Source organism: Vibrio sp. HENC-03 (genome assembly GCF_000305755.2).
GTDB classification, from domain to species: domain Bacteria; phylum Pseudomonadota; class Gammaproteobacteria; order Enterobacterales; family Vibrionaceae; genus Vibrio; species Vibrio owensii.
In genome coordinates this window covers 16541-37969 of record NZ_JH976116.1, presented here as the reverse complement: position 1 = coordinate 37969, position 21429 = coordinate 16541, and the positions used below count along the sequence as shown (strand labels likewise).

Annotated in this window: 21 protein-coding genes; 5 read left to right on the top strand and 16 right to left on the bottom strand. The window is 45.8% G+C overall.

What is annotated here, in order from left to right:
* The first annotated feature begins 216 nt into the window (after positions 1 to 216).
* Entirely contained in the window at positions 217 to 981 is a 765-nt protein-coding gene (locus VCHENC03_RS16390) for a DUF481 domain-containing protein (protein WP_005438452.1), read from the top strand.
* Between the two features lie 78 nt (positions 982 to 1059).
* Here the strand turns inward: VCHENC03_RS16390 and rplI are convergent, their stop codons facing one another.
* From rplI to pilM, 14 genes are all read right to left on the bottom strand, one after another.
* Positions 1060 to 1512, bottom strand: a complete 453-nt coding sequence (rplI, locus tag VCHENC03_RS16395; protein WP_005438451.1) for a 50S ribosomal protein L9 — start codon at positions 1510 to 1512, stop codon at positions 1060 to 1062.
* Positions 1513 to 1545: 33 nt separating this feature from the next.
* Positions 1546 to 1773, bottom strand: a complete 228-nt coding sequence (gene rpsR / locus VCHENC03_RS16400) for a 30S ribosomal protein S18 (RefSeq protein WP_000090472.1) — start codon at positions 1771 to 1773, stop codon at positions 1546 to 1548.
* Between the two features lie 16 nt (positions 1774 to 1789).
* Entirely contained in the window at positions 1790 to 2092 is a 303-nt protein-coding gene (gene priB, locus VCHENC03_RS0125670; RefSeq protein ID WP_005438449.1) for a primosomal replication protein N, read from the bottom strand.
* Between the two features lie 8 nt (positions 2093 to 2100).
* Entirely contained in the window at positions 2101 to 2490 is a 390-nt protein-coding gene (gene rpsF / locus VCHENC03_RS16405) for a 30S ribosomal protein S6 (protein ID WP_005438446.1), read from the bottom strand.
* 229 nt (positions 2491 to 2719) lie between these two features.
* Positions 2720 to 3391 (bottom strand): ribulose-phosphate 3-epimerase, encoded by a 672-nt coding sequence (gene rpe / locus VCHENC03_RS16410; RefSeq protein WP_009705525.1) that lies wholly within the window; start codon positions 3389 to 3391, stop codon positions 2720 to 2722.
* A 100-nt stretch (positions 3392 to 3491) separates the two neighbouring features.
* On the bottom strand, positions 3492 to 4331 hold the full coding sequence (locus VCHENC03_RS16415) for a Dam family site-specific DNA-(adenine-N6)-methyltransferase (protein WP_009705524.1): 840 nt from the start codon (positions 4329 to 4331) through the stop codon (positions 3492 to 3494).
* A gap of 69 nt (positions 4332 to 4400) precedes the next feature.
* Positions 4401 to 5894, bottom strand: a complete 1494-nt coding sequence (locus VCHENC03_RS16420) for an SPOR domain-containing protein (protein ID WP_009705523.1) — start codon at positions 5892 to 5894, stop codon at positions 4401 to 4403.
* 53 nt (positions 5895 to 5947) lie between these two features.
* A complete protein-coding gene (gene aroB, locus VCHENC03_RS16425) occupies positions 5948 to 7048 on the bottom strand; it encodes a 3-dehydroquinate synthase (protein WP_005438436.1) in 1101 nt (366 codons plus the stop codon).
* 31 nt (positions 7049 to 7079) lie between these two features.
* A complete protein-coding gene (gene aroK, locus VCHENC03_RS16430) occupies positions 7080 to 7598 on the bottom strand; it encodes a shikimate kinase AroK (protein ID WP_005438434.1) in 519 nt (172 codons plus the stop codon).
* A 189-nt stretch (positions 7599 to 7787) separates the two neighbouring features.
* Entirely contained in the window at positions 7788 to 9536 is a 1749-nt protein-coding gene (locus VCHENC03_RS16435; protein WP_009705521.1) for a type IV pilus secretin PilQ, read from the bottom strand.
* 34 nt (positions 9537 to 9570) lie between these two features.
* Positions 9571 to 10086 carry a pilus assembly protein PilP gene (locus tag VCHENC03_RS16440; RefSeq protein WP_009705520.1) on the bottom strand — a complete coding sequence of 172 codons (516 nt, stop codon included), beginning with the start codon at positions 10084 to 10086 and terminating at the stop codon, positions 9571 to 9573.
* The gene (locus VCHENC03_RS16445) at positions 10076 to 10669 is read right to left on the bottom strand and encodes a type 4a pilus biogenesis protein PilO (protein WP_009705519.1); all 594 of its coding nucleotides are present in this window, start codon (positions 10667 to 10669) and stop codon (positions 10076 to 10078) included. The genes VCHENC03_RS16440 and VCHENC03_RS16445 overlap by 11 nt, the downstream gene beginning before the upstream one ends.
* Positions 10662 to 11240, bottom strand: coding sequence for a PilN domain-containing protein (locus VCHENC03_RS16450; RefSeq protein WP_009705518.1), 579 nt, complete (start codon positions 11238 to 11240; stop codon positions 10662 to 10664). Before VCHENC03_RS16450 ends, VCHENC03_RS16445 begins: the two co-directional genes overlap by 8 nt.
* Entirely contained in the window at positions 11224 to 12240 is a 1017-nt protein-coding gene (gene pilM, locus VCHENC03_RS16455) for a type IV pilus biogenesis protein PilM (RefSeq protein ID WP_009705517.1), read from the bottom strand. Before pilM ends, VCHENC03_RS16450 begins: the two co-directional genes overlap by 17 nt.
* Before the next feature lie 178 nt (positions 12241 to 12418).
* Here pilM and VCHENC03_RS16460 point away from each other — a divergent pair, with 178 nt between their 5' ends.
* On the top strand, positions 12419 to 14989 hold the full coding sequence (locus VCHENC03_RS16460; RefSeq protein WP_032802552.1) for a penicillin-binding protein 1A: 2571 nt from the start codon (positions 12419 to 12421) through the stop codon (positions 14987 to 14989).
* Positions 14990 to 15055: 66 nt separating this feature from the next.
* Here VCHENC03_RS16460 and oxyR read toward each other — a convergent pair whose 3' ends face one another.
* Positions 15056 to 15964: a DNA-binding transcriptional regulator OxyR gene (gene oxyR, locus VCHENC03_RS16465; protein WP_009705515.1), complete on the bottom strand. Its 909-nt coding sequence runs from the start codon at positions 15962 to 15964 to the stop codon at positions 15056 to 15058.
* 175 nt (positions 15965 to 16139) lie between these two features.
* On the opposite strand from oxyR, the gene VCHENC03_RS16470 reads away from it, so the two are divergent.
* The 3 genes from VCHENC03_RS16470 (at position 16140) to VCHENC03_RS0125665 (ending at position 19235) form a co-directional block, all read left to right on the top strand.
* Positions 16140 to 16868, top strand: coding sequence for a redoxin family protein (locus tag VCHENC03_RS16470; RefSeq protein WP_005438421.1), 729 nt, complete (start codon positions 16140 to 16142; stop codon positions 16866 to 16868).
* A 227-nt stretch (positions 16869 to 17095) separates the two neighbouring features.
* Positions 17096 to 18568 (top strand): dihydrolipoyl dehydrogenase, encoded by a 1473-nt coding sequence (locus VCHENC03_RS16475; protein WP_009705514.1) that lies wholly within the window; start codon positions 17096 to 17098, stop codon positions 18566 to 18568.
* 385 nt (positions 18569 to 18953) lie between these two features.
* Positions 18954 to 19235, top strand: coding sequence for a DUF3624 domain-containing protein (locus VCHENC03_RS0125665; protein ID WP_032802549.1), 282 nt, complete (start codon positions 18954 to 18956; stop codon positions 19233 to 19235).
* Positions 19236 to 19389: 154 nt separating this feature from the next.
* On the opposite strand, the gene argH is transcribed toward VCHENC03_RS0125665, so the two are convergent.
* Positions 19390 to 21264, bottom strand: coding sequence for an argininosuccinate lyase (gene argH, locus VCHENC03_RS16480; RefSeq protein ID WP_005438408.1), 1875 nt, complete (start codon positions 21262 to 21264; stop codon positions 19390 to 19392).
* Positions 21265 to 21429 lie beyond the last annotated feature (165 nt).

Below are 21429 nucleotides of genomic sequence, written 5' to 3'. Positions count from 1 at the left end.
GCTAAGAATTCGCTTTTTATGGTGCGAAATTACTCGATTGCGGTAGAATCTCCCCAATTCATGCTGAAACAGACAGTTAATTAAGTTTGATGCGCAAATGAGAACGCCCACCACGCTTCTCCGGCTTAGGTCTAATAAAAATTAACCTATCATTGACCCAATAAAACATCTGTATCAGTATCATGCCCCTCCTTTTTAATTACGTTCGAGGTATTTGTGTCCCGATACTGGTTACTTGGCTTTAGCTTACTTTGCACGGGAGCATCGTACGCTGAAGAATCAGTACAGCCAGAGCAAGAAATTGAAGTGCCCGACCCTCTACAAACTGAGGTCGAGTTCGGCTATCAAGCTCACACAGGTAACACGGACTCTCGTTCCCTGAATGCTCGTCTGAGTGCTGAATACACTTCTGGTCGTCACCGTTCTTACGGCGAATGGAAGTACTACAACCTATATAAAGATGGGGAAGAAGATAAACGCTCTTCTACCTATACTGCGCAAAGCGACTACAAGTTAGGTCCAAAAACTTACTTGTACGGGAGCTTTAAAGGGGTTGATTCACGCTACAGTGCTTACTTTAAAGATTACACATTTTCTGGCGGTTTGGGTTACCAGTTCGCTTATACAGAAAAGTTTACTTTGGAAGCGGAGATCGGCCCTGGTTTTCGTTACCAAGAACCAAACTTAGATGAGATTGATGACGACGACATTGTCTTTCCAGACATCGTTCAGGAAGGGATCTTGCGTAGTAACATCAATACCACTTGGCAAGCTTTAGATAACTTAAGTCTCTCTGCCGATATCACTTTAGTAGCAGGTAAAAGTAACACTCGTGTTGATAGTGATCTGAGTGTGACCAACGACATTACCGAAGACATTGCTCTTAAATTAGCGCACTCTCGCCAATATCACGATAAAGTGCCAGAGGGCTTGAGCAAGGCGGATAGTGTGTTTTCCGTCAATCTTTTGTTTGCCTTCTAACTCCCGCTTTTCATATTATTCAGACATAAAAAAAGCACCTCCTAAGAGGTGCTTTTTACTATTTCGCTTGGTACTGAATTACTCAGCAGCAACAACTTGTACGTTCACAGTAGCGAAAACTTCTGAGTGAAGTTGAACGCTGATCTCGAACTCACCAGTGTTACGTAGAGCACCTTCAGGAAGGCGAACTTCGCTCTTAGCAACTTCAACGCCTGCAGCTGTGATAGCGTCAGCGATGTCACGAGTACCGATAGAACCGAATAGTTTACCTTCGTCACCAGCTTTAGAAGCGATAACAACTGCTTCTAGAGCGTTAACTTTCTCAGCACGTGCTTCAGCAGCTGTTAGTTGCTCAGCAACTTTAGCTTCTAGTTCAGCGCGACGAGCTTCGAACATTTCAACGTTGCCTTTAGTTGCCATAACTGCTTTACCTTGAGGGATAAGGAAGTTACGAGCGTAGCCAGACTTAACGTTTACTGTATCGCCAAGACCACCTAGGTTACCGATTTTATCAAGTAGAATAACTTGCATTGTTTAATCCTCTTTCTTAATAAAACGAACCGATTACTGATGCTTGTCAGTGTACGGTAGTAGAGCTAGGTAGCGAGAACGCTTGATAGCGCGAGCTAGTTGACGCTGGTACTTAGCGCTTGTACCAGTGATACGGCTAGGTACGATTTTACCAGCTTCAGTGATGTAGTTTTTAAGAGTTGCTACGTCTTTGTAATCAATCTCTTGTACGCCTTCTGCAGTGAAACGGCAGAATTTACGACGACGGAAGAAACGAGCCATGGGCTATCTCCTGATCTTAAATTTGAGTAATGTTGTCGGCGTGTAACACTAATTTCCCAACGCCATTTCGGCCGGTCTGATAAGCGACAAAACCGCCTACCTTAATGTTACTGCCTTGTACTAAATTCTGAGTTAATGCTTGTGACCCAAGCCCACTAACTACTACTGGCATTCGACAATAAACTTGTCGTGGTAGATTAGCTTCGATAACAGTAGAGCGATGCTCTAGCCAAAATCGACAGTGTTCAATGCCACCAGGGCTCTTACTACGAATGGGCGGCTTGGCAATGGTGCCACTCAGCTCCATTCGATTGGTCATAAGAAATATTACTCAGCAGCTGCTTCTGGCTTAGCTTCAGCACGCTCTTCGCGACGAGGAGCACGCTCTGCACGCTCTTCTTTCTGCTTAAGCATGATAGATTGCTCAGTGATAGCCGCTTTAGTACGCATGATCATGTTACGTAGAACTGCATCGTTGAAACGGAAAGCAGTTTCTAGTTCGTCGATCACTTCTTGGCCAGCTTCAACGTTCATTAGAACGTAGTGAGCTTTGTGAAGCTTGTTGATTGGGTAAGCCAGTTGACGACGGCCCCAGTCTTCTAGACGGTGGATTTTACCGCCAGCTTCAGTGATTGAACCAGTGTAACGCTCGATCATGCCAGCAACTTGCTCGCTTTGATCAGGGTGCACCATGAATACGATTTCGTAATGACGCATTGGTTGCTCCTTACGGATTATTAGCTTCCACGATTGGCTCGGTCGTCCAGAGGAAGCAAGGAACTAAAGAAAAATGACCGAGAATTAAGGAAGACGGATAGTACAGAAAGGAAGCAAAATAGGCAAGTGATTATTTACGTCGTGCTGGCGATATTTTCTTCGCTCTGGCCCTAGATGCGACAAAGGCTGCCAACAAAGTGGCAGCCTTTTAAGATTGGGGCTTCAACGCTTATTTTGCTTTTGCTAGCTCGTCACGCATTTGGTCGATCACTTGCTTGTAATCTGGGTGACTGAAAATCGCCGAACCCGCGACGAACATGTCAGCACCCGCTTCTGCGATTTCACGAATATTATCCACTTTCACACCACCATCAATTTCTAGGCGGATGTCACGGCCAGACTCGTCGATCATCTTGCGTACTGCACGCAGTTTATCTAGCGTGTGAGGGATAAATGATTGACCACCAAAACCAGGGTTAACTGACATTAGAAGAATTAGGTCAACTTTGTCCATGATGAATTCAAGATGTGACAACGGCGTAGCTGGGTTAAGTACCACACCCGCCTTACAGCCGTGCTCTTTAATCAACTGTAGTGTACGGTCAACGTGCTCTGACGCTTCCACATGGAAAGTAATCATCGATGCACCCGCTTTTGCGAAGTCAGGGATGATGCGGTCTACAGGTTTCACCATTAGGTGAACATCGATTGGAGCGGTAATGCCGTAGTCACGAAGCGCTTTACAGATTGGCGCACCAAAAGTCAGGTTTGGTACGTAGTGGTTATCCATCACATCGAAATGCACCACATCCGCACCCGCTGCGAGTACTTTTTCTACGTCTTCACCTAGACGAGCAAAATCAGCCGATAAAATGGATGGAGCAATAAGAAAATCTTTCATACCTGACCTCAATAGTGGCGAGCTAACAACAAACAATGTTGCGCGCAATTCTACCGAAGCCAGTCAGGATATCCACTATTTAGACACAATAGTGTGAGAATTATGAGTCTGATTTATCCGTGTCAGAAGCACGGAAGAGAGCAAGCAGTTCATCGACTTTATTGCGCCCGCTACCATTACGACTGATGGTTCGCTTCACTTTGACCACATTCAATTCCGCACCGTGATATAGACGACGCGTCAATGTGGTGTCGTGATTTGAAATCAGAACGGGAATGCCGCGTTCGGTCGCCGCTTTCTCCGCGATGTCAGCCAGTGCAGCTTGGTCATCAAGCGTGAAGCCGTTACCTGCGTAAGAAGTAAAGTTAGCCGTATTCGACAGTGGCGCATACGGAGGATCACAGTAGACCACACTTCCCTTGCGCGCTCGACGGAAAGTCTCTGGGTAGCCTTCACATACGAAGGTCGCCTTCTTCGCTTTCTCAGCAAAGAATTCCAATTCAGCTTCTGGGAAGTAAGGCTTTTTATATGAACCAAACGGTACGTTGAAACCGCCCTTCTTGTTATAACGACACAAGCCATTAAAACCGAAACGGTTCATATATAAGAACGCCAATGAGCGGTACATCACGTCGTCAGTTTTATTAAACTCAGCGCGAATGCTCAAATAAGCTTCTTTGCGGTTATTCTCTGCAACAAACCAACGCTTCGCTTCGGAGATGTAATCCTCAGGGCGCTCTTTCAGTAGGTTGTAGAGATTAATCAGGTCGGGGTTGATGTCCGCCAGCAAGTAGTGGTCATAGTCGGTGTTAAGAAATACCGAGCCAGCACCAACAAAAGGTTCAACTAGCTTTCGAGCCGGTGGCAAATGACGTTGGATGTCTTCAACCAGACCGTATTTTCCTCCTGCCCACTTAAGAAAGGCTCGTTGCTTTTTCATCTACTGCTCTATCTATCGACCAAAAATTAAGGCTGCGGAATGTAACATATTTTTCAACGAAGCTCAGGATTATTTCACGCGATCAATTTCACGATGTACCTGACCCAAGGATTTTGCCCAAGGACTCACCGATTTAAGCGCATCTGGCAGGCTTTCTACCGCGTCTCGAGCGAGCTGGATAGTCGGGTAATCTTGATAGGTAATGATGTACCATTCTGTTCCGCTGCGCACGGTCGGGTAAATTCTTACTTTTCCATTTAGGTCGTACTCGTCAAGGAAGGTTTGCACATCTTCCATTGCCGTCATCGCTCCTAATTGCAAAGTATAAGCGCGTGGTGATAACGCTTTTAACTCTTCACGAGCAAAAGAGAACTTCACGATAGGCTTCGTTGAATTTGCTTGTGTTGCCTTAGGTTGTTCGCCCGTTTGCACAACGTTAATCAATGAGGAGTTAGAACTGCTCTGCGCTTGAGGCACTGATTCTTCCACAACTTGTTTGATTTCATCGGTATTGGCTTCTTCAGGTTTGCCTTCAAGTAAAGCATCCACCACATCCGACTCAATCACAACACGCTGTTGTTTATCTTCTGTGCCAACACTTGCAACTTCCTCTGTCACGGCCGGCGGCAATGAATCTGAATCGTCTGTTGCACCAGCAAGCTCCGTCGTATCTGACGCGTCACTGATTGCGGAATCTGCGCCGCTGGTTTGAGCTTCGGGCTCGGTTAGGGTTGGGATGGCAGTTTGCTCAATCGTACCGGTGATTTGCTGCGCTTTGTCGTCTGGGCTTGGCTGATTGTACATCCACCAATAACCACCAGCGGCCAACAATAACAGCACCAAAACAACCAATGCGATATTAAGGGGTGAGCCTACAATTGAGCGGATAATGATCCTTTTTTCCACTTTCATCTCTCCTAACGCCATGATGTCTCCCGGAATCGGGTCGACTTTCTTAAATGCATCTCGAACGCGTTTTTCAGACTCATCGTCAACATATCGAATCACCAAAGATTCAAAGAAACGACGCGCTTCGACTTCTGACAACATCTCAATATCAAGCTCAACCGGCTTGAGCTCTTGCCCGTAACTAATACGCGACAATACCGATTCCAAACGTCCACTTTGAGTGAACAGTAAGATGTTGATTTTCCATTTTGGATTCGCTTGTGCAGCTAGCACTAGCATCCATAATTCTGAAACTAGGGTTTCACTCAGCAAATGAGCGTCATCAACCACAATGGCAATGTCACACACTTCATCACCCAAGATACGTTCTAAGCTATCAAGCAATGTATCTTGTTGATTGAATAAGGCATCGGAAACTATCTGGCTCAAGATGAGCATACGACGTTGCACATCATCTTGATTGGAATGACAAAGTAACAAACATTGGTTTTTGTTACTGGCACCGAGCTCAAGGTATCGCTGTGCCATCCAAGATTTTCCATATCCGGATTGACCATTCACGGCGATCAAATTAGAACCAAAGTTGGTTAATAAGCTTAACCTGTCTAGTAACTCGGTTTGTGAATCCAATTCAAGAACGTGAGCAAAACTCATCTAAATAACCTTAATAAACTACAAGAATGACGCCCTAAGGCGCCATTACAAGGTTAAATGTCACGACCAAAGTCGATAGCTTGTTTGATGATATCTTGCGGTGTATCCGCAATGACTTCGGCGCTACCAATTCCGGTAGGCAATACTAAGCGCAGCTGACCAGATAAGACTTTCTTATCACGCATCATGTGCGTCATAAAGTCATCAAAACTCATCGACTCTGGCGTATGTACTGGCAGTTTAGCGCGGCGCATAATGGTAATAATGCGATCCAGCTGCTCTTGCGAAATCAATCCGCGTAAGTGCGAAGCTTTCGCCGCCATCACTGTGCCAGAAGACACCGCCTCACCGTGAAGCCAATTGCCATAACCTAGCTCAGCCTCTATCGCATGACCAAAGGTATGACCCAGATTCAACAGCGCTCGTATGCCTGACTCTTTTTCATCAAGAGCCACAACTTCTGCTTTGATTTCACAGCAACGTGCGATGGCATAAGTCAGTGCTTCTTCATCCAGTGCGTACAGTCGGTCGAGGTTCTCTTCCAGCCAATCAAAGAAATCCGCATCGTAAATAATGCCGTATTTGATGACTTCGGCAATGCCCGCTGCGAACTCGCGCTCAGGAAGCGTTGATAAGCAGTTGGTATCAATGATAACGGCTTTAGGTTGGTAGAAAGCACCAATCATGTTTTTGCCTAGTGGGTGGTTAACTGCGGTTTTACCACCAACAGATGAATCCACTTGAGACAACAATGTGGTTGGGATCTGGATGAAATCCACACCACGTTGGTAACATGCAGACGCAAACCCAACGAGATCGCCAATAACACCGCCACCTAACGCAATAATCACTACATCACGTGCGTAGCTTCCTTCTAGCAGGAAGTTCATGACTTGATTAAACGTGTCTAGGCTTTTGTATTGCTCACCATCAGGCAATTCAAGTAATGAGGCATCACAACCGAGCTGTTCAAGCTGACCAAGAATTTTTTCCGCATACAGTGGAGCAACCGTGACATTACTGATCACGACAACTTTCTGATTTGCGTTTTTGTTTGAAAGAATTTGAGAAAGGTACGCCGGGTCTTCAAATAACCCGGCGCCAATTGAGATTGGGTAGCTACGCTCTGCTAGATTGACCGTAATCCGTTCCATCGGTGTGCTCCAATTTGAAAAAGATAAATGCTTATCTCTCTTCTAGCATTTTTACGATCTGGTTGGCTACCACTTTTGCACTCTGATCGTCAGTACGAACCGTGTAATCCGCTACTTCTTCGTATAGAGGGTTACGTTCGCCTGCCAAACTTTCCAATACTTCACGAGGGTTGTCAGTTTGAAGTAGAGGACGCTTCTTGTCGCGGTTAGTGCGAGCAAGTTGCTTTTCAATAGTCGTTTCTAGGTAAACAACAACACCACGTGCAGAAAGGCGATTGCGGTTTTCTTTGCTCTTCACAGAACCACCGCCGGTTGCTAGCACGATGCCTTGCTCTTGAGTCAGGTCTTCAAGCACTGCTTCTTCGCGTTTGCGGAAGCCGTCTTCACCTTCTACATCAAAAACCCAAGAGATGTCTGCACCAGTGCGTTCTTCAATCACTGTATCAGAGTCCACGAACTCCATATGCAGCTGCTGTGCTAGATGTCTACCAATTGTACTTTTGCCGGCGCCCATTGGGCCAACAAGGAAAATATTACGTTTCTCAGCCATATTTAGCGGTAATTTACAACGTTAATTCAATAAGATCGCCACAAGAAAACACAGCCAAACTGCTGTTTCACAAGGCTTGTGGCACCAATTCCTCACAGATAATTCGTGATAAGACCCGAAATTATCCAAGCATGGTGCCACTAATGCAACTTTATTTTTGATCTAATCGATTTTTTACTCACTGAGCGCCTACTGAATCACAACTTTAGGCGTGACAAAAATCAACAGTTCACTTTTGCCGACATTTTCATAACTTCGACGAAAAAGTGCCCCTAACAGCGGTAAATCACCTAATAAAGGCACCTTATCGACGGAGTTTGTGATGCTATGTTGAAAAATACCACCCAACACAACCGTTTCACCGTTATTGACTAAAACTTGTGTGCCAATGCGTTGAGTATCGATCGCGACCGCTTCACCAGTGCCTGTTTTTACAACTTGACCCGGTCTGTCTTGCGTAACGCTCAAATCCAACACTAAACGATTGTCAGGAGTAATTTGTGGTGTCACTTTTAAGCTCAATACGGCTTTTTTAAACGTGACAGACGTTGCGCCACTGGAAGAAGACTCAAGGTACGGGATTTCGGTACCTTGCTCGATATAAGCAGGCTTCTTGTTAGTGGTAATCAATCGCGGGCTCGAAATAATCTCTGCCTTGGATTCTTGTTGCAGCGCAGAAAGCTCTAAATCAAGCAGTGTGTCTGAGCCTAATTTCGCAACTTGGAAAGCAAGACTGGTCGCATTCGGGCTGGTTGCAGCCAAGTTCACGTTTAGGAAGTCATCAATACCAGCACTGCTGCCACCGTCATCACCTTCGCCATCACCGCCGCCATCGTACAGGCCGATTGTCGCAAGGTTATTCTCAATCGAACCACCAACGGTGTGGCTGCCGTTGATAGAGGTAAAGCCCCAACGCACACCAAGTTCATCCATATTACCTTCGTTGATGGTGACGATTCGCGCTTCAATCTGAACTTGTTTGACCGGAATATCCAAAGACTCAATGATCTCTCGGATAACCTCAATGTTCTCTGGCAGTTCTCTAATTAATAGTGAGTTTGTCCGCTCATCAATGGTCATGCTGCCACGTTCTGAGAGCATACTGATATTACCCTCGCCATTAATCATCTCGGCAATGTCTGATGCTTTAGCAAAGTTAACTTTGATGATCTCAGAAGAAAGCTCCCCCATCTCCTGCTCAAGCTTCTGTTTCTCTAATTGTTGCTTTTCTCGCAGATCCAGTTCGTCTTTCGGTGCCACCAAAATCACGTTGCCATCAACACGCTTATCCAAGCCTTTTACTTGAAGAATGATATCGAGCACTTGCTGCCAAGGTACACCATCAAGACGCAAAGTTAAGTTGCCTTCAACGGAGTCAGATACCACTAAGTTAAATTGGTTGTAGTCGGCGATGAGTTGCAATACGTTTCGCACTGGGATGTCTTGGAAGTTAATTGAAATCAGCTTCCCTTCTTTTTCTAGAATGCTCTTATCCGGTGCTTTTTCATTGGCTTTTATCTTACCGACTTTGATCTCTAGGTAACGCCCAGTCAGACGGTAATCGTGAGTGTATTCCTCATCAATATAAGCAACTAAACGTGTGGTTGAGGTATCTCGGAATATTTCAATACTCTCGACGACCGTAGAAAAGTCTTTTACATCCAGAAGGTAAAGCTGGTCGTCTTTTACAGATGTGTTGAGTAAGTCGATACTCAACCCTTCCTGTACGCGCTTGATATCAACGATTGCAGCAGGGGACGCAAGTTCTACAACAATCACGGCATCTTTGTCTTTGTTTGTACGAAAGTCGATGGTCTTTAGCGAGTTAGACTTTACTTCCTGTGCTGCTACAAAAGGGGCTAAAAGTAAAAAGAACCACAAAGAGAAGATCCCTGCTAGCTTCCTTGGTGTCAGTGTTAATCCTTGTCTCATTTTCATCATTACTCAATATCAAAAATAAATGCTGCTATGCCTATCTCAAAGCCAACTTAACTTTGCGCTTTTGCCAACACCCTAAACCGTCGGGTAAGGTTTCATTAATTAATAAATAGTTGTGGGATACGTGAGTCACCTTGCCATTGTTACGACCAAGGTACTGACCCGGCTTCACCTTATAAACGGTACCATTTGGCGCTTGGACCAAACCCGAAACATTGCTCCCCATCCCCATGACACCTTTTAAGCGCAGTTTATTGAGAGGAAAGCGTTCTAACTTACCTACCCGCTTTCTTGATGGCGGTTGCCAACAGTCTTTTCTGGCTAAAGGTTGAGTGGCGATGGTAGCTTCTTTAGGGAGCTCAAAAGGCGCACGCAGAATCTCAGGCTCATAACCGATGACAACATAGTCTTCAGCGGGCTGTAATTTGGCGACGTCACGGCGTGCTTGGTTTTCTACACCACGAATAAAGTCTGTCAGAGATTCATCATTGGCTTGGCAACCCGCTAGCGCCCCTGCAAGACAAACCATCAGTAAAGATTTATTTCGCATCTTTCTTTTCCTCTGGTTTGAACTGGTAGGTATTCGCTTTTACACGAAAGTGCAAAGTTTCACTTTCTTGACTCACTCGTTGCCAAGTCACGTCTTTAAACGTGATGATGCGAGGCAATGTGGCGATGGCTTGAGAGAAACGGCCGATATCATGAAAGTCTCCAGTGAGTTCAATATTCAGCGGCAGACGATAAAGAAAGTGCTCTGACTGTTTCTCCCCCCAATCAATGCGGGTAAATGTCAGTTTGTTATCGATGCCCAGTTCATTCACCGAAGCCAGCATAGTAGCCAGCTCTTTTTGTGCAGGCAGCTGTTGCAGTAGCAGTTCGTAGCGTGTGGTGAGCTCATCGAGTTGTGATTGCAATTGAGGCAAAGCCGCCACTTTATTGGCCTTGATTCTCAGCGCAACTTTTAAGGTTTGCTCTTCTTGAATCAAATTGTCCAAACGCGCTTGCTCTGGTTTTAAATAGAACCAGTAACCGAAACCTTGAATCAGCAACACAAGCATTAAGAGAACCACTAACTGCGGCACCAGCGGCCATTCAGCGATTTCATCCATTTCAAGGTCTTGCCAATTAACCATGCTGTTTACCTCCTCCTTTTATAGAGGCACCTTTAAACATGAAGGAGACTTTGAATGTCTGAAACTCTTTACCGAAACGGGCTTTACCATGAACAATGGAGTGCATCTCGACGTCTAACAATTTTGCTGAACGCTCCATGTTGTCGAGCATCGTCGCAAGACGCGGCGTACTATCTGAAATTCCTGTGATCTCGATTTCGTAGTCATTCATCTTAATCTTGTCGACATACACGCCTTCAGGAATCACTGATGGCATCAAGTTCATGAACTCAGTGGTTTTATTGCGCCCGTTTTGTAACCCTTCGACAATCTTTAAACGCTCTAAAATCTTGCCGTGCTCTTGCTCAGCAATCTTCATTGCTTCAATTCGTTTATCAAGCTGAGATATATAGTGAGCTAAATAGTCTAGGCGCTGTTGTTGCTGGTCTTGTTGGTATTGGTAGTACTTACCGATGCCCCACTGCACGCCCAGCGCAGCAATCGCACCAAGAACAATCAAACCAATAAAACGTCGACGATGTTCTTCACGTTGATTTTCGCGCCAAGCGAGGAGGTTAATGTGATGCAGCATCGTCACCTCCCAACCATTGAATACCGCGCACAGCTAAACCTGCAGCTGCCGTGAAATGCTGCCAATCTGCAGCTCGGCGTTTACGTTTAGAGACTTTCATTTCAAACAAACTAAGAGGATTGAGAAGTTCACACTCTAGTGCCAATTGACTTGATAGTTCCTCAGCTAACATTGGCGTAGCCGCCCCCTCACCGGAAAGCCAAATGCCTTTGATATCTTGGCTACCATTGAACGAGGTATAGAGCTGCATCTGACGCTTAACACGTTCAACCATTTGTCGATTGAACTCTTCAGTTGCAGTTTGGATATCGTCACTGAGTGGATCGTGTTGAGACAAGTCGCTTGTTGTGCGGGTACCGCAAGGAAATTCCTTATGGAATAGCTCTCCTTGCTCGGTAAACATAGTGAAAGAGCTGCTCATCGCACCAACGTCCAACAAGCAATGCTTATTCTTTTCTGGAAAACGTTCTGCGGTTAGCTTCCATATATGACCAAGACTTTGTGAATGCACATCTACCAGCACGGTTTTTAGGCCAGACTTTGTTAATGTATCCACTCGGCTTTCCACCACTTCTCTGCGTGTTGCAAACACTTGGTAGCTCTCTGTGCCGCCCATCTGCTCATCCGTATCAACCTTTACAAAATCGAGACTGAGCTCTTCAACCGGAAAGGGAGACTGATGCGCAAAGGCTTGCATCACCGCAAATTCCTTTTCGCTTTCTTCTAGGTTCTGCTCTATTTGTAACTTTTTACTGATCACGGCATTGTCTGGAACCGAAATTGCGACCTTTCTAGCTCGAATTGGGAGCTCTTTTCTCATCTCTTTAAGGGTCTTTACAATTTCTTGATGATTTATGGTGTTATTTTCAGCGACAATACGTTCCTTAAGTATTATTTCTTTGTAACCCAATAAAGCGTAACTGTTGCCATTGGGTTTAAGTACCACGGCTTTGAGGCTGTTATGGCCAATATCTATGCCCGTAACTAATAGCTTATCCATCTCTACTCTCGCTCCGAAATTCCTGCGTGTGGTTGTAAATAGCACCCAGAGAATTTTCTTCGTGCAAAGGTTGTTATTAGCATCCAAATAAGAGTTAATATCTCTTATGTGCTAAATTTTTGACCTAAGAGTACAAGGGTTTGCCGTTACACAGCCTCAACCAATCAGGGATTCTCCGGTGAAGTTCATAAAGCGTTTATTATTTTTAACATTGATTTGCATAATTCTTGGAGTCACCACAATTTTTGGCTTCTATCAATACGTGAAGCCTGAATTGCCAGATGTTGCAACTCTAAAAGATGTTGAATTACAAACACCTATGCAGGTATTTAGTCAAGACGGGAAACTGATCGCACAGTTTGGTGAGAAACGCCGAATTCCTGTTACCTACGACGAAATTCCACAAGATTTGATTCACGCGCTGATTGCGACCGAAGATAGCCGCTTTTACGAGCACCCTGGTATCGACCCGATCGGTATTACTCGTGCCGCTGTCGTCGTGGCCCTATCCGGTTCTGCCAAGCAAGGTGCGAGTACCATCACTCAGCAGCTAGCACGTAACTTCTTCCTCTCCAACGAGAAGAAGATCATGCGTAAAATCAAAGAGATCTTTATTGCGATCCACATTGAGCAGCTTTTGACTAAGCAAGAGATCATGGAGCTTTACGTTAACAAGATCTTCCTTGGTTACCGCTCATACGGTTTCGGTGCGGCCGCTCAGGTTTACTTTGGTAAGAGCCTGAACGAACTGACGCTAAGTGAAATCGCAACGCTTGCTGGTATGCCAAAAGCACCATCAACCATGAACCCACTCTATTCACTAGAGCGTGCAACGAACCGTCGAAACGTCGTTCTGATGCGTATGCTCGATGAGAAATACATCACTCAAGAGCAATATGACGAAGCACGTGCTGAACCTATTGTTGCTCGTTACCACAGTGCTGAAATCGAGCTTTCTGCGCCATACGTGGCTGAGCTAGCACGTTCATGGGCAGTGAAAGAGTACGGTACAGAAAAAGCATACACCTCTGGCTTGAACATCTACATGACGGTAGATTCAAAGCTGCAAGACGCAGCAAACAAAGCAGCGATCAATAACATCCTTGCTTACGATGAGCGTCACGGTTACCGAGGTGCAGAAAAAGTACTTTGGAAAGAAGGTGAAAACGCTTGGGATACCGAGCAAATTGAAAAACACCTTAAGAAGCAGCCAACTTACGGCCAACTTTACCCAGCAGTCGTGACTAAAGTTGACGACAAAACTGCGCAAGTTTGGGTGAAGAACAACGATGAGCAAACCATCGCGTGGGCAGGCATGAACTGGGCTCGCAAATACCTAACGGATGAACGTCAAGGTGCGGTGCCTAAATCAGCAAAACAGATTTTAGAATCAGGCCAACAAGTATGGGTTCGTGAAATCAGCACAACCGATAAAGAAGGCAACACCGTTAACAGCTGGAAGCTAAGCCAAGTACCAAGTGCCAACACTGCTTTTGTGGCAATGAACCCAGAAAACGGTGCAGTACTTTCTCTGGTTGGTGGTTTCAACTTCGTTCACAGCAAGTTTAACCGTGCGACCATGTCTGTGCGTCAGGTAGGTTCAAGTATCAAACCTTTCATCTACTCAGCAGCACTAAACAAAGGTTTAACGCTTGCTTCGCTTGTTAACGATGCGCCAATCAACAAGTGGGATGCTGGTTCTGGTTCAGCATGGCGTCCGAAGAACTCGCCACCGACTTACATCGGCCCTACCCGCCTACGTATCGGTCTTGCACAATCTAAGAACGTTATGGCGGTTCGTACGCTACGTGAAGTTGGCTTAGACGAAACCCGTGAATACCTAACTCGCTTTGGCTTTGATATTGACCAAGTGCCACGCTCAGAAACTATCGCGCTTGGTGCTGGCAGCTTAACGCCAATGAAAGTGGCGCAAGGCTACTCGGTGTTTGCCAACGGCGGTTACTATGTAGAACCGTTCTACATTGACCATGTTGAAGACTCGTTTGGTGAAGTGTTGTTTAAGGCCAACCCGAAAGTCATCTGCCAACAAGATTGCCCTCAAATGGAACAACATGTTCCTGCAGAAGATAAGTTTGCCGCTGAATTTGGCGAGCAAGACGTCGCGACAGAGAACATCGCTCCAGACAACGCACTTGAAAACGACACACCGCAATACGCGAAGCAAGTTATCTCAGCGCAAAACGCATTCCTGATGCGTGAAATGATGTACAGCAACATCTGGGGTGGCGGTAGCTGGCGTGATGGTACAGGCTGGAATGGTACTGGCTGGCGTGCACAAAAGCTTGAGCGTCGGGACATTGGTGGTAAAACCGGTACAACCAACGATTCGAAAGATACTTGGTACAACGGTTACGGCCCTGGCATCGTTGCGATTGCATGGGTTGGCTTCGATGATCACTCTCGTACGCTTGGTCGCACAACAGTAAACAGCAACCTAGGTAAAGGCCAGATCTCTGGCGCTGAATCTGGTGCTAAAACGGCTGAGCCTGCGTGGATTGACTTCATGCGCGTTGCTCTTGAAGGTACTCCACAACAAGGCAAGAACATTCCAGGTGATATCGTACGTGTTCGTATCGACCGTGATAGCGGCCTACTGACACACAAAGTCGATGGTTCATCGATGTTTGAATATTTCGAGAAGGGAACTGAACCTACGGAGTACGTAGGTAACAGCCTTGAAGATAGCATCTACTCAGGTGGTGGCAGCGGTTCAGAAGAACTGTTCTAACCTCATCATTGAGAGACTAAAAAGGGAGCCATTGAGCTCCCTTTTGTTTATTTGGCTTTTAGGCTATCAAGCAGCGATAGAGTCTTCTCTCGCCTCAAGCACACTTTTGATCATTGCAGCCAATGTTTCAAAGCGGGTACGTAATGGTGACCCCGGACGATAAACCAGTACGATACTGCGCGAAGGCGTTGGGTTAATTGCAGGAACGTAACACACACCGTCTTTTTTCTTCTCATGAGGAACGGACAACTGAGGCAACAAAGTAATCCCCGCGCCCGCTGCCACCATGTTGCGCAGCGTTTCTAAGCTCGTTGCTTTAAAACGTTCATCATCTTTCGCACCTGCCGCAAAACAGAATCCAAGTGCTTGGTCTCGTAAGCAGTGACCATCACCCAGAGCTAATACTGTTCTACCGTTCAAGTCGAGCATGTCGATATGATCCAATCCTGCCCATTCATGGTCGCAAGGAACCGCCACACTCAATGGTTCGTTGTAGACTTCAATCTCTTTAAATGGAGCCGTCTCATCCACTGAAGCTAATACTAGGCAATCCAGTTTGCCCTCTTCTAACTGACGAACCAACTGATGGGTCTGCGCCTCATGTAGAAACAGTTCCAATTCAGGAAACTCTTCTTTTAGTCGAGGAACGATTTTAGGTAAGAGATAAGGACCAACAGTCGGAATAAAGCCGATGTGCATCGGGCCAGTCATAGCACCACTTTGACCACTCGCCATATCTTTAAAGGTTTTCACTTCACTTAAGATACGTTTTGCTTGCTCCACCAATTGCAAACCTGAATCGGTAAACAAAACACGACGACTGCTGCGCTCCAGCAATGCCGTGCCTAATTCGTCTTCTAGTTTACGAATCTGGCCACTTAAAGTCGGTTGGCTGACAAAACAGGCTTCCGCTGCTTTTCGAAAATGCTTGTGCTCCGCAAGCGCCACCAAGTACTCAAAATCTCGGATATTCATAACGTACGATTCGCTTCTTGTTTGGCGATAGAAATAATCTATCAAAACCATAGCATTAAACGATTAGAGCTATCAAAGTTTTTTTTCAATAATGAGCTCAACAAAACGAAACTGAGCGCCAAATAACGCTAAGCTCGAAAACGAATTATTTCATAAATTTAAAAAGGAAATCATCATGTTTGCATCAAAAGAAGGTCAAGCTGTACCACAAGTTACTTTTCCGACTCGTAAAGGTGACGCATGGGTGAACGTAACCACGGAAGAACTGTTTAAAGACAGAACGGTTATCGTATTCAGCTTACCAGGTGCGTTTACTCCGACGTGTTCATCAAGCCATCTACCGCGTTACAACGAATTGTTCTCAGTATTTAAAGAACACGGCGTGGATGAAATTCTATGTGTGTCAGTGAACGATACGTTTGTAATGAACGCATGGAAAGCTGACCAAGAAGCAGAAAACATCACCTTCATTCCAGATGGTAACGGTGAGTTCACAGACGGCATGGGTATGCTAGTGGACAAAAACGACATCGGCTTTGGTAAGCGTTCATGGCGTTACAGCATGCTAGTGAAAAACGGCGTGGTTGAGAAAATGTTCATCGAGCCAAACGAGCCAGGCGACCCGTTCAAAGTTTCAGATGCAGACACAATGATGAACTACGTAGCACCTGAGTACAAAACTCAAGAATCGATCACTGTGTTCACCAAACCAGGTTGTCCTTTCTGCATGAAGGCGAAACAAAATCTGATTGACCACGGTCTTCAATATGAAGAAGTGATTCTGGGTAAAGACGCAACAACAGTAAGTCTACGTGCAATCTCTGGTCGCACAACGGTACCTCAAGTATTTATCGGTGGTAAACACATCGGTGGTAGCGAAGAGCTAGAAGCGTACCTAGGTTAATAGTTTGCCTAATGGGCTTGGGTTGGCAATCTCGCTGTCCAGAACTCAGCCCTAGGTCTCCCGGAGCATCCCTCGCCCGGGAGACCATCCCCCTCAATCACTTCCTATGCTTAGTCTTGATAACTGGTCGTCTTCACCGTTCGACCAGTTATCAAGATTAATGAACTCAAATTCACTCATCCAAACTTAGTTACTTCAACTGCGTTTGGGAAAAACGAGAATCCATTATGAAACAGTTAAATGTCGACGTAGCAATTATTGGTGGTGGTACAGCAGGTCTTGGCGCATACCGCGCAGCAAAAGCACACACAGACAGTGTTGTGATGATTGAAGGTGGCCCTTACGGCACGACATGTGCTCGTGTCGGATGCATGCCATCGAAGCTATTAATCGCCGCAGCAGAAAGCGTACATCAAATCGAGAAAGCACCGGGCTTTGGTGTACACCCACAAGGCGAGATTTACATTAACGGTCGTGAAGTAATGGATCGAGTAAAGCGTGAGCGTGACCGCTTTGTAGGCTTTGTATTGGAAGGCGTCGATGAGATTCCTGCTGAAGATAAAGTGTCGGGTTACGCTAAGTTTACCAACGACAACACGTTAATCGTTGATGACCACACTCAAATCACCGCTAAGCGTATTGTGATCGCAACAGGTTCTCGTCCTGCTTACCCAGCGGTATGGAATGAACTCGGCGACCGCTTAGTGATTAACGATGATGTGTTCGATTGGGATGACTTGCCAGAATCCGTTGCCGTATTTGGCCCTGGTGTGATTGGTCTTGAATTGGGTCAAGCGCTGCACCGTTTAGGTGTAAATGTGAAGCTATTTGGTCTTGGTGGTCAAGTAGGGCCATTGACTGATCCTGAAGTGATGGCGTACGCCGATAAAGCCTTCAAAGAAGAGTTTTACCTGGATGCCGATGTAAAAGTTGAAAGCATGAAGCGCATTACTTCGCCAGAAAATGACGGCGAAGATAAGGTAGAAATCCAATTCATCAACCACGATGGTGAACTAGAAACCTTTATTGTCGATTACGTATTGGCAGCAACCGGTCGTCGCCCGAATGTGGATAAACTCGCGATTGAAAACACCAATGTGGCACTAGATGAGCGCGGCGTACCAACGGCGGATCACTATACATTGCAAACTTCAGTAGAGAGCATCTTCATCGCAGGTGATGCAAGTAACCAAATTCCATTGCTGCACGAAGCGGCAGACCAAGGTCGTATTGCTGGTGACAACGCAGGCCGTTTCCCAGATATTCGTGCGGGTCTACGTCGCTCACCAATCTCTGCTGTGTTCTCAGACCCGCAGATTGCAATGGTAGGCGAAACCTTTAAGCAGTTGGAAGCTCGTCTAGGTAGCTGCGGCTGCTTTGCAACCGGTCAAGTATCGTTTGAAAATCAAGGACGTTCACGCGTGATGCTCCGAAACAAAGGCATTCTGCACGTCTACGGTGAACAAGGTACAGGTCGCTTCTTGGGTGCAGAAATGATGGGGCCAAACGCCGAGCACTTAGCCCACCTACTTGCTTGGGCGCATCAGAATAAAATGACGGTTTCTGACATGTTGGATATGCCGTTTTATCACCCTGTTATTGAAGAAGGCGTTCGTACTGCGCTACGTGACCTGAATGCGAAACTTCACTTAGGTCCAGAGACGATTAAGCACTGCCTAGATTGCGGGCCTGGTTGCTAATACTCACTCTCTTTAGCTCTCACAAAAAACAAAAGCCTCGTCATAGACGAGGCTTTCTCATTCCAACTCTATCAGTTCAAAACTGAGCAAAGTGGTTGTTTAAGCAGTCATCATTGCGTAACGGCTAACAAGCACAATGGCAGTAAAACCAATTGTGAAGAAACCACCAGCAAGGCCTAGTGCTACTTTAAGTTCTGTCGACATTATAATTTTTCCTATTGTCAGGCTGACAGCGCACCATACACCAATTACGTGCTACACATTTTTAACCAAGTTAATTTTCCATTTTTGGTTCGATAGACACGACATAGAATCCTGACAAAGAGAAACTCAAACCTGAGTTAGCCGTTATAATCAGGGACAAATAGATAGTGTGGATAGAACAATGGCTTGTCGAAGTTGCCAAGAGCACTGGTTTTGGAAAAAGATCGGACGTTGCCAACGATGCATGGATCAACTGACGGTACTTTCTGTTTTATGTTGGATCGTGTGGTGGTTTGCGTTTAAAGATGATCCGCAAAGTATTGAATCGATCGCACTGATCTTTGCCGGATTTGCATTTAACGGCTTGCTGTTTTTACACCTTTGGATGCGCTTCGTGATTTTGCCGTGGCAGCGCCGTCGTGGAAAAGAAAGTAAGGATGATCATCACTCAGATGACAGATAGAAAAAAGCCCCAAAACCAATACCGGTCTTGGGGCTCTCTTAGATTCTTCTAAGAAAAAGCAGTGGTACTTTAATAGACCGGGCTTCCTCTCAAAGGTTCCAAGTTTTTTTCCAATTTTTTTAGTATTTTCTTAAATACTAATAGAATCATCAACCTAGGCTACGTTACTTTTCTGGATCAATTGTTCGAACAAGTTGATCTCTAATGCAACTTCATCACACGCATGCTGACGTGGACACTGATCGCAGTCTTTCAGTACTTTCTCAGGCAACAATGACTTCGATGTTGGTAAGAAGCTCTGCTTCATAAAGAACTCTGGCGTACGTGTTAGCACAAAGACTTTCTTGATGGCCATTTGGCGTGCTTTCTCAACCAGATAGTTCACAATCGCACTGCCCTGCCCCTGGCCTTGCCAACCGGCTTCAATACCTAGAGAGCGAATCTCTGCCAATCCTGAATCATACACATACAAAGATGCACAGCCAGTTACCTCTCCGTGGTGCTCGGCAACCGCGAAGGAGCCAATATCACGTACCAACTCATTGCGTGAGCGTGGTAAGTTTTCACCCATGTTTGCCCAGTATGCCACCATGCCTTCTAGTGTTTCGATGTCCGTTAAGCGAGCAGGGCGAACGTTGACTGCTGATGTATCGCGTTGAGACAGACGCTTGTCTGCTTGGTCAACAGCGTAAGCCACTTGTTGAGGAGACACACCACCTAGTGCACAACGTTTCTCAAGACACGAGTCGATGGTTAAGATGTCATACACATCCGCTTCAATCACTTCAGAGAAAGCTTTCAGCTCATCAATCGACAGCTCTTCTAGTGCACATCCTTTGGCAATCGCACCAACGACGGCAACGCCAACGATATGGTGCGCTTCACGGAATGGGATACCTTTCGCTACTAGGTAATCAGCAAGCTCAGTCGAGTTTGCGTAACCTTGCTTCGCGGCTTCTAACGTACGCTCACCATTAACCTTGATGCCATCAAAACACAGTGCTGCCATTTCCATGCAGTCGTTCCATGTATCAAGTGCATCGAACAGGCCTTCTTTGTCTTCCTGCATGTCTTTGTTGTAAGCCAGTGGCAGCGCTTTCACTGTCATCATCATGCCAGCAAGTGCACCATATACACGGCCTGTCTTACCACGAATAAGCTCTAGGGCATCTGGGTTTTTCTTCTGTGGCATCAGAGAAGAACCTGACGTCACCGTATCGGCTAATTCAATAAAGTTAGATTCACCCGAGTTGTAGAAGATCATGTCTTCTGCCAAACGAGATAGGTGCAACATCGAGATAGACGCCACAGACATCAATTCCATCACATGGTCACGGTCAGAAACCGAGTCCAACGAGTTACGTGTTGCACGGTGGAAACCAAGGTTATGAGCCAACTCTTCACGATCGATTGGATAAGCTGTACCAGCAAGCGCACCCGATCCAAGCGGACAAGTATCCAAACGTTTAAGGGCATCACTCAAACGTGAGTAATCACGTTCAAACATTTCCACGTAAGCCAAACACCAGTGCGCAAACGTCACAGGTTGAGCACGTTGCAAGTGAGTGTAACCAGGAAGAACGGTACCTTGATGTTGCTTGGCAACGCCAACCATCTGAGTTTGTAAGCGATCAAGCGCAATTAACAATTGCTGACCTTGTTGACGACACCAAAGTTTAAGGTCGGTTGCCACTTGGTCATTACGAGAACGGCCCGTGTGTAGCTTTTTACCTAGATCACCGACCTTGTTGATCAGTTGCTGCTCTACCCAAGAGTGGATATCTTCCGCATCTGAGCGCAAGATTTGATGTGGGTCTTCCATCACTTCCAGCTTGAGCTCATTCAGTGCCAGCTCAAGCTTTTGTTGTTCTTCTGCAGATAACACGTCAACAGAAAGCAATGCTTTAGACCACGCAATTGAGCCTACGATGTCTTGCTCAGCCAATCGGTAATCGAAACGCAATGAATCGTTGAAGTCTTTAAATCTGGTGTCTGCCGCTTGGGTAAATCTTCCGCCCCATAATGCCATTGCGTCTCTCCTGATGACTATTGCTTACGCTAACGTGTTCTTCATTAAGTGTTGACCAAATCGGTGGTCATTTGCTCACTTTTTCTTATGTCTCAACGTTACGATAATCACGGATAAAAATAAAGTAGAAATTCAATATTTTTACATATTTATTCATGGTTATTT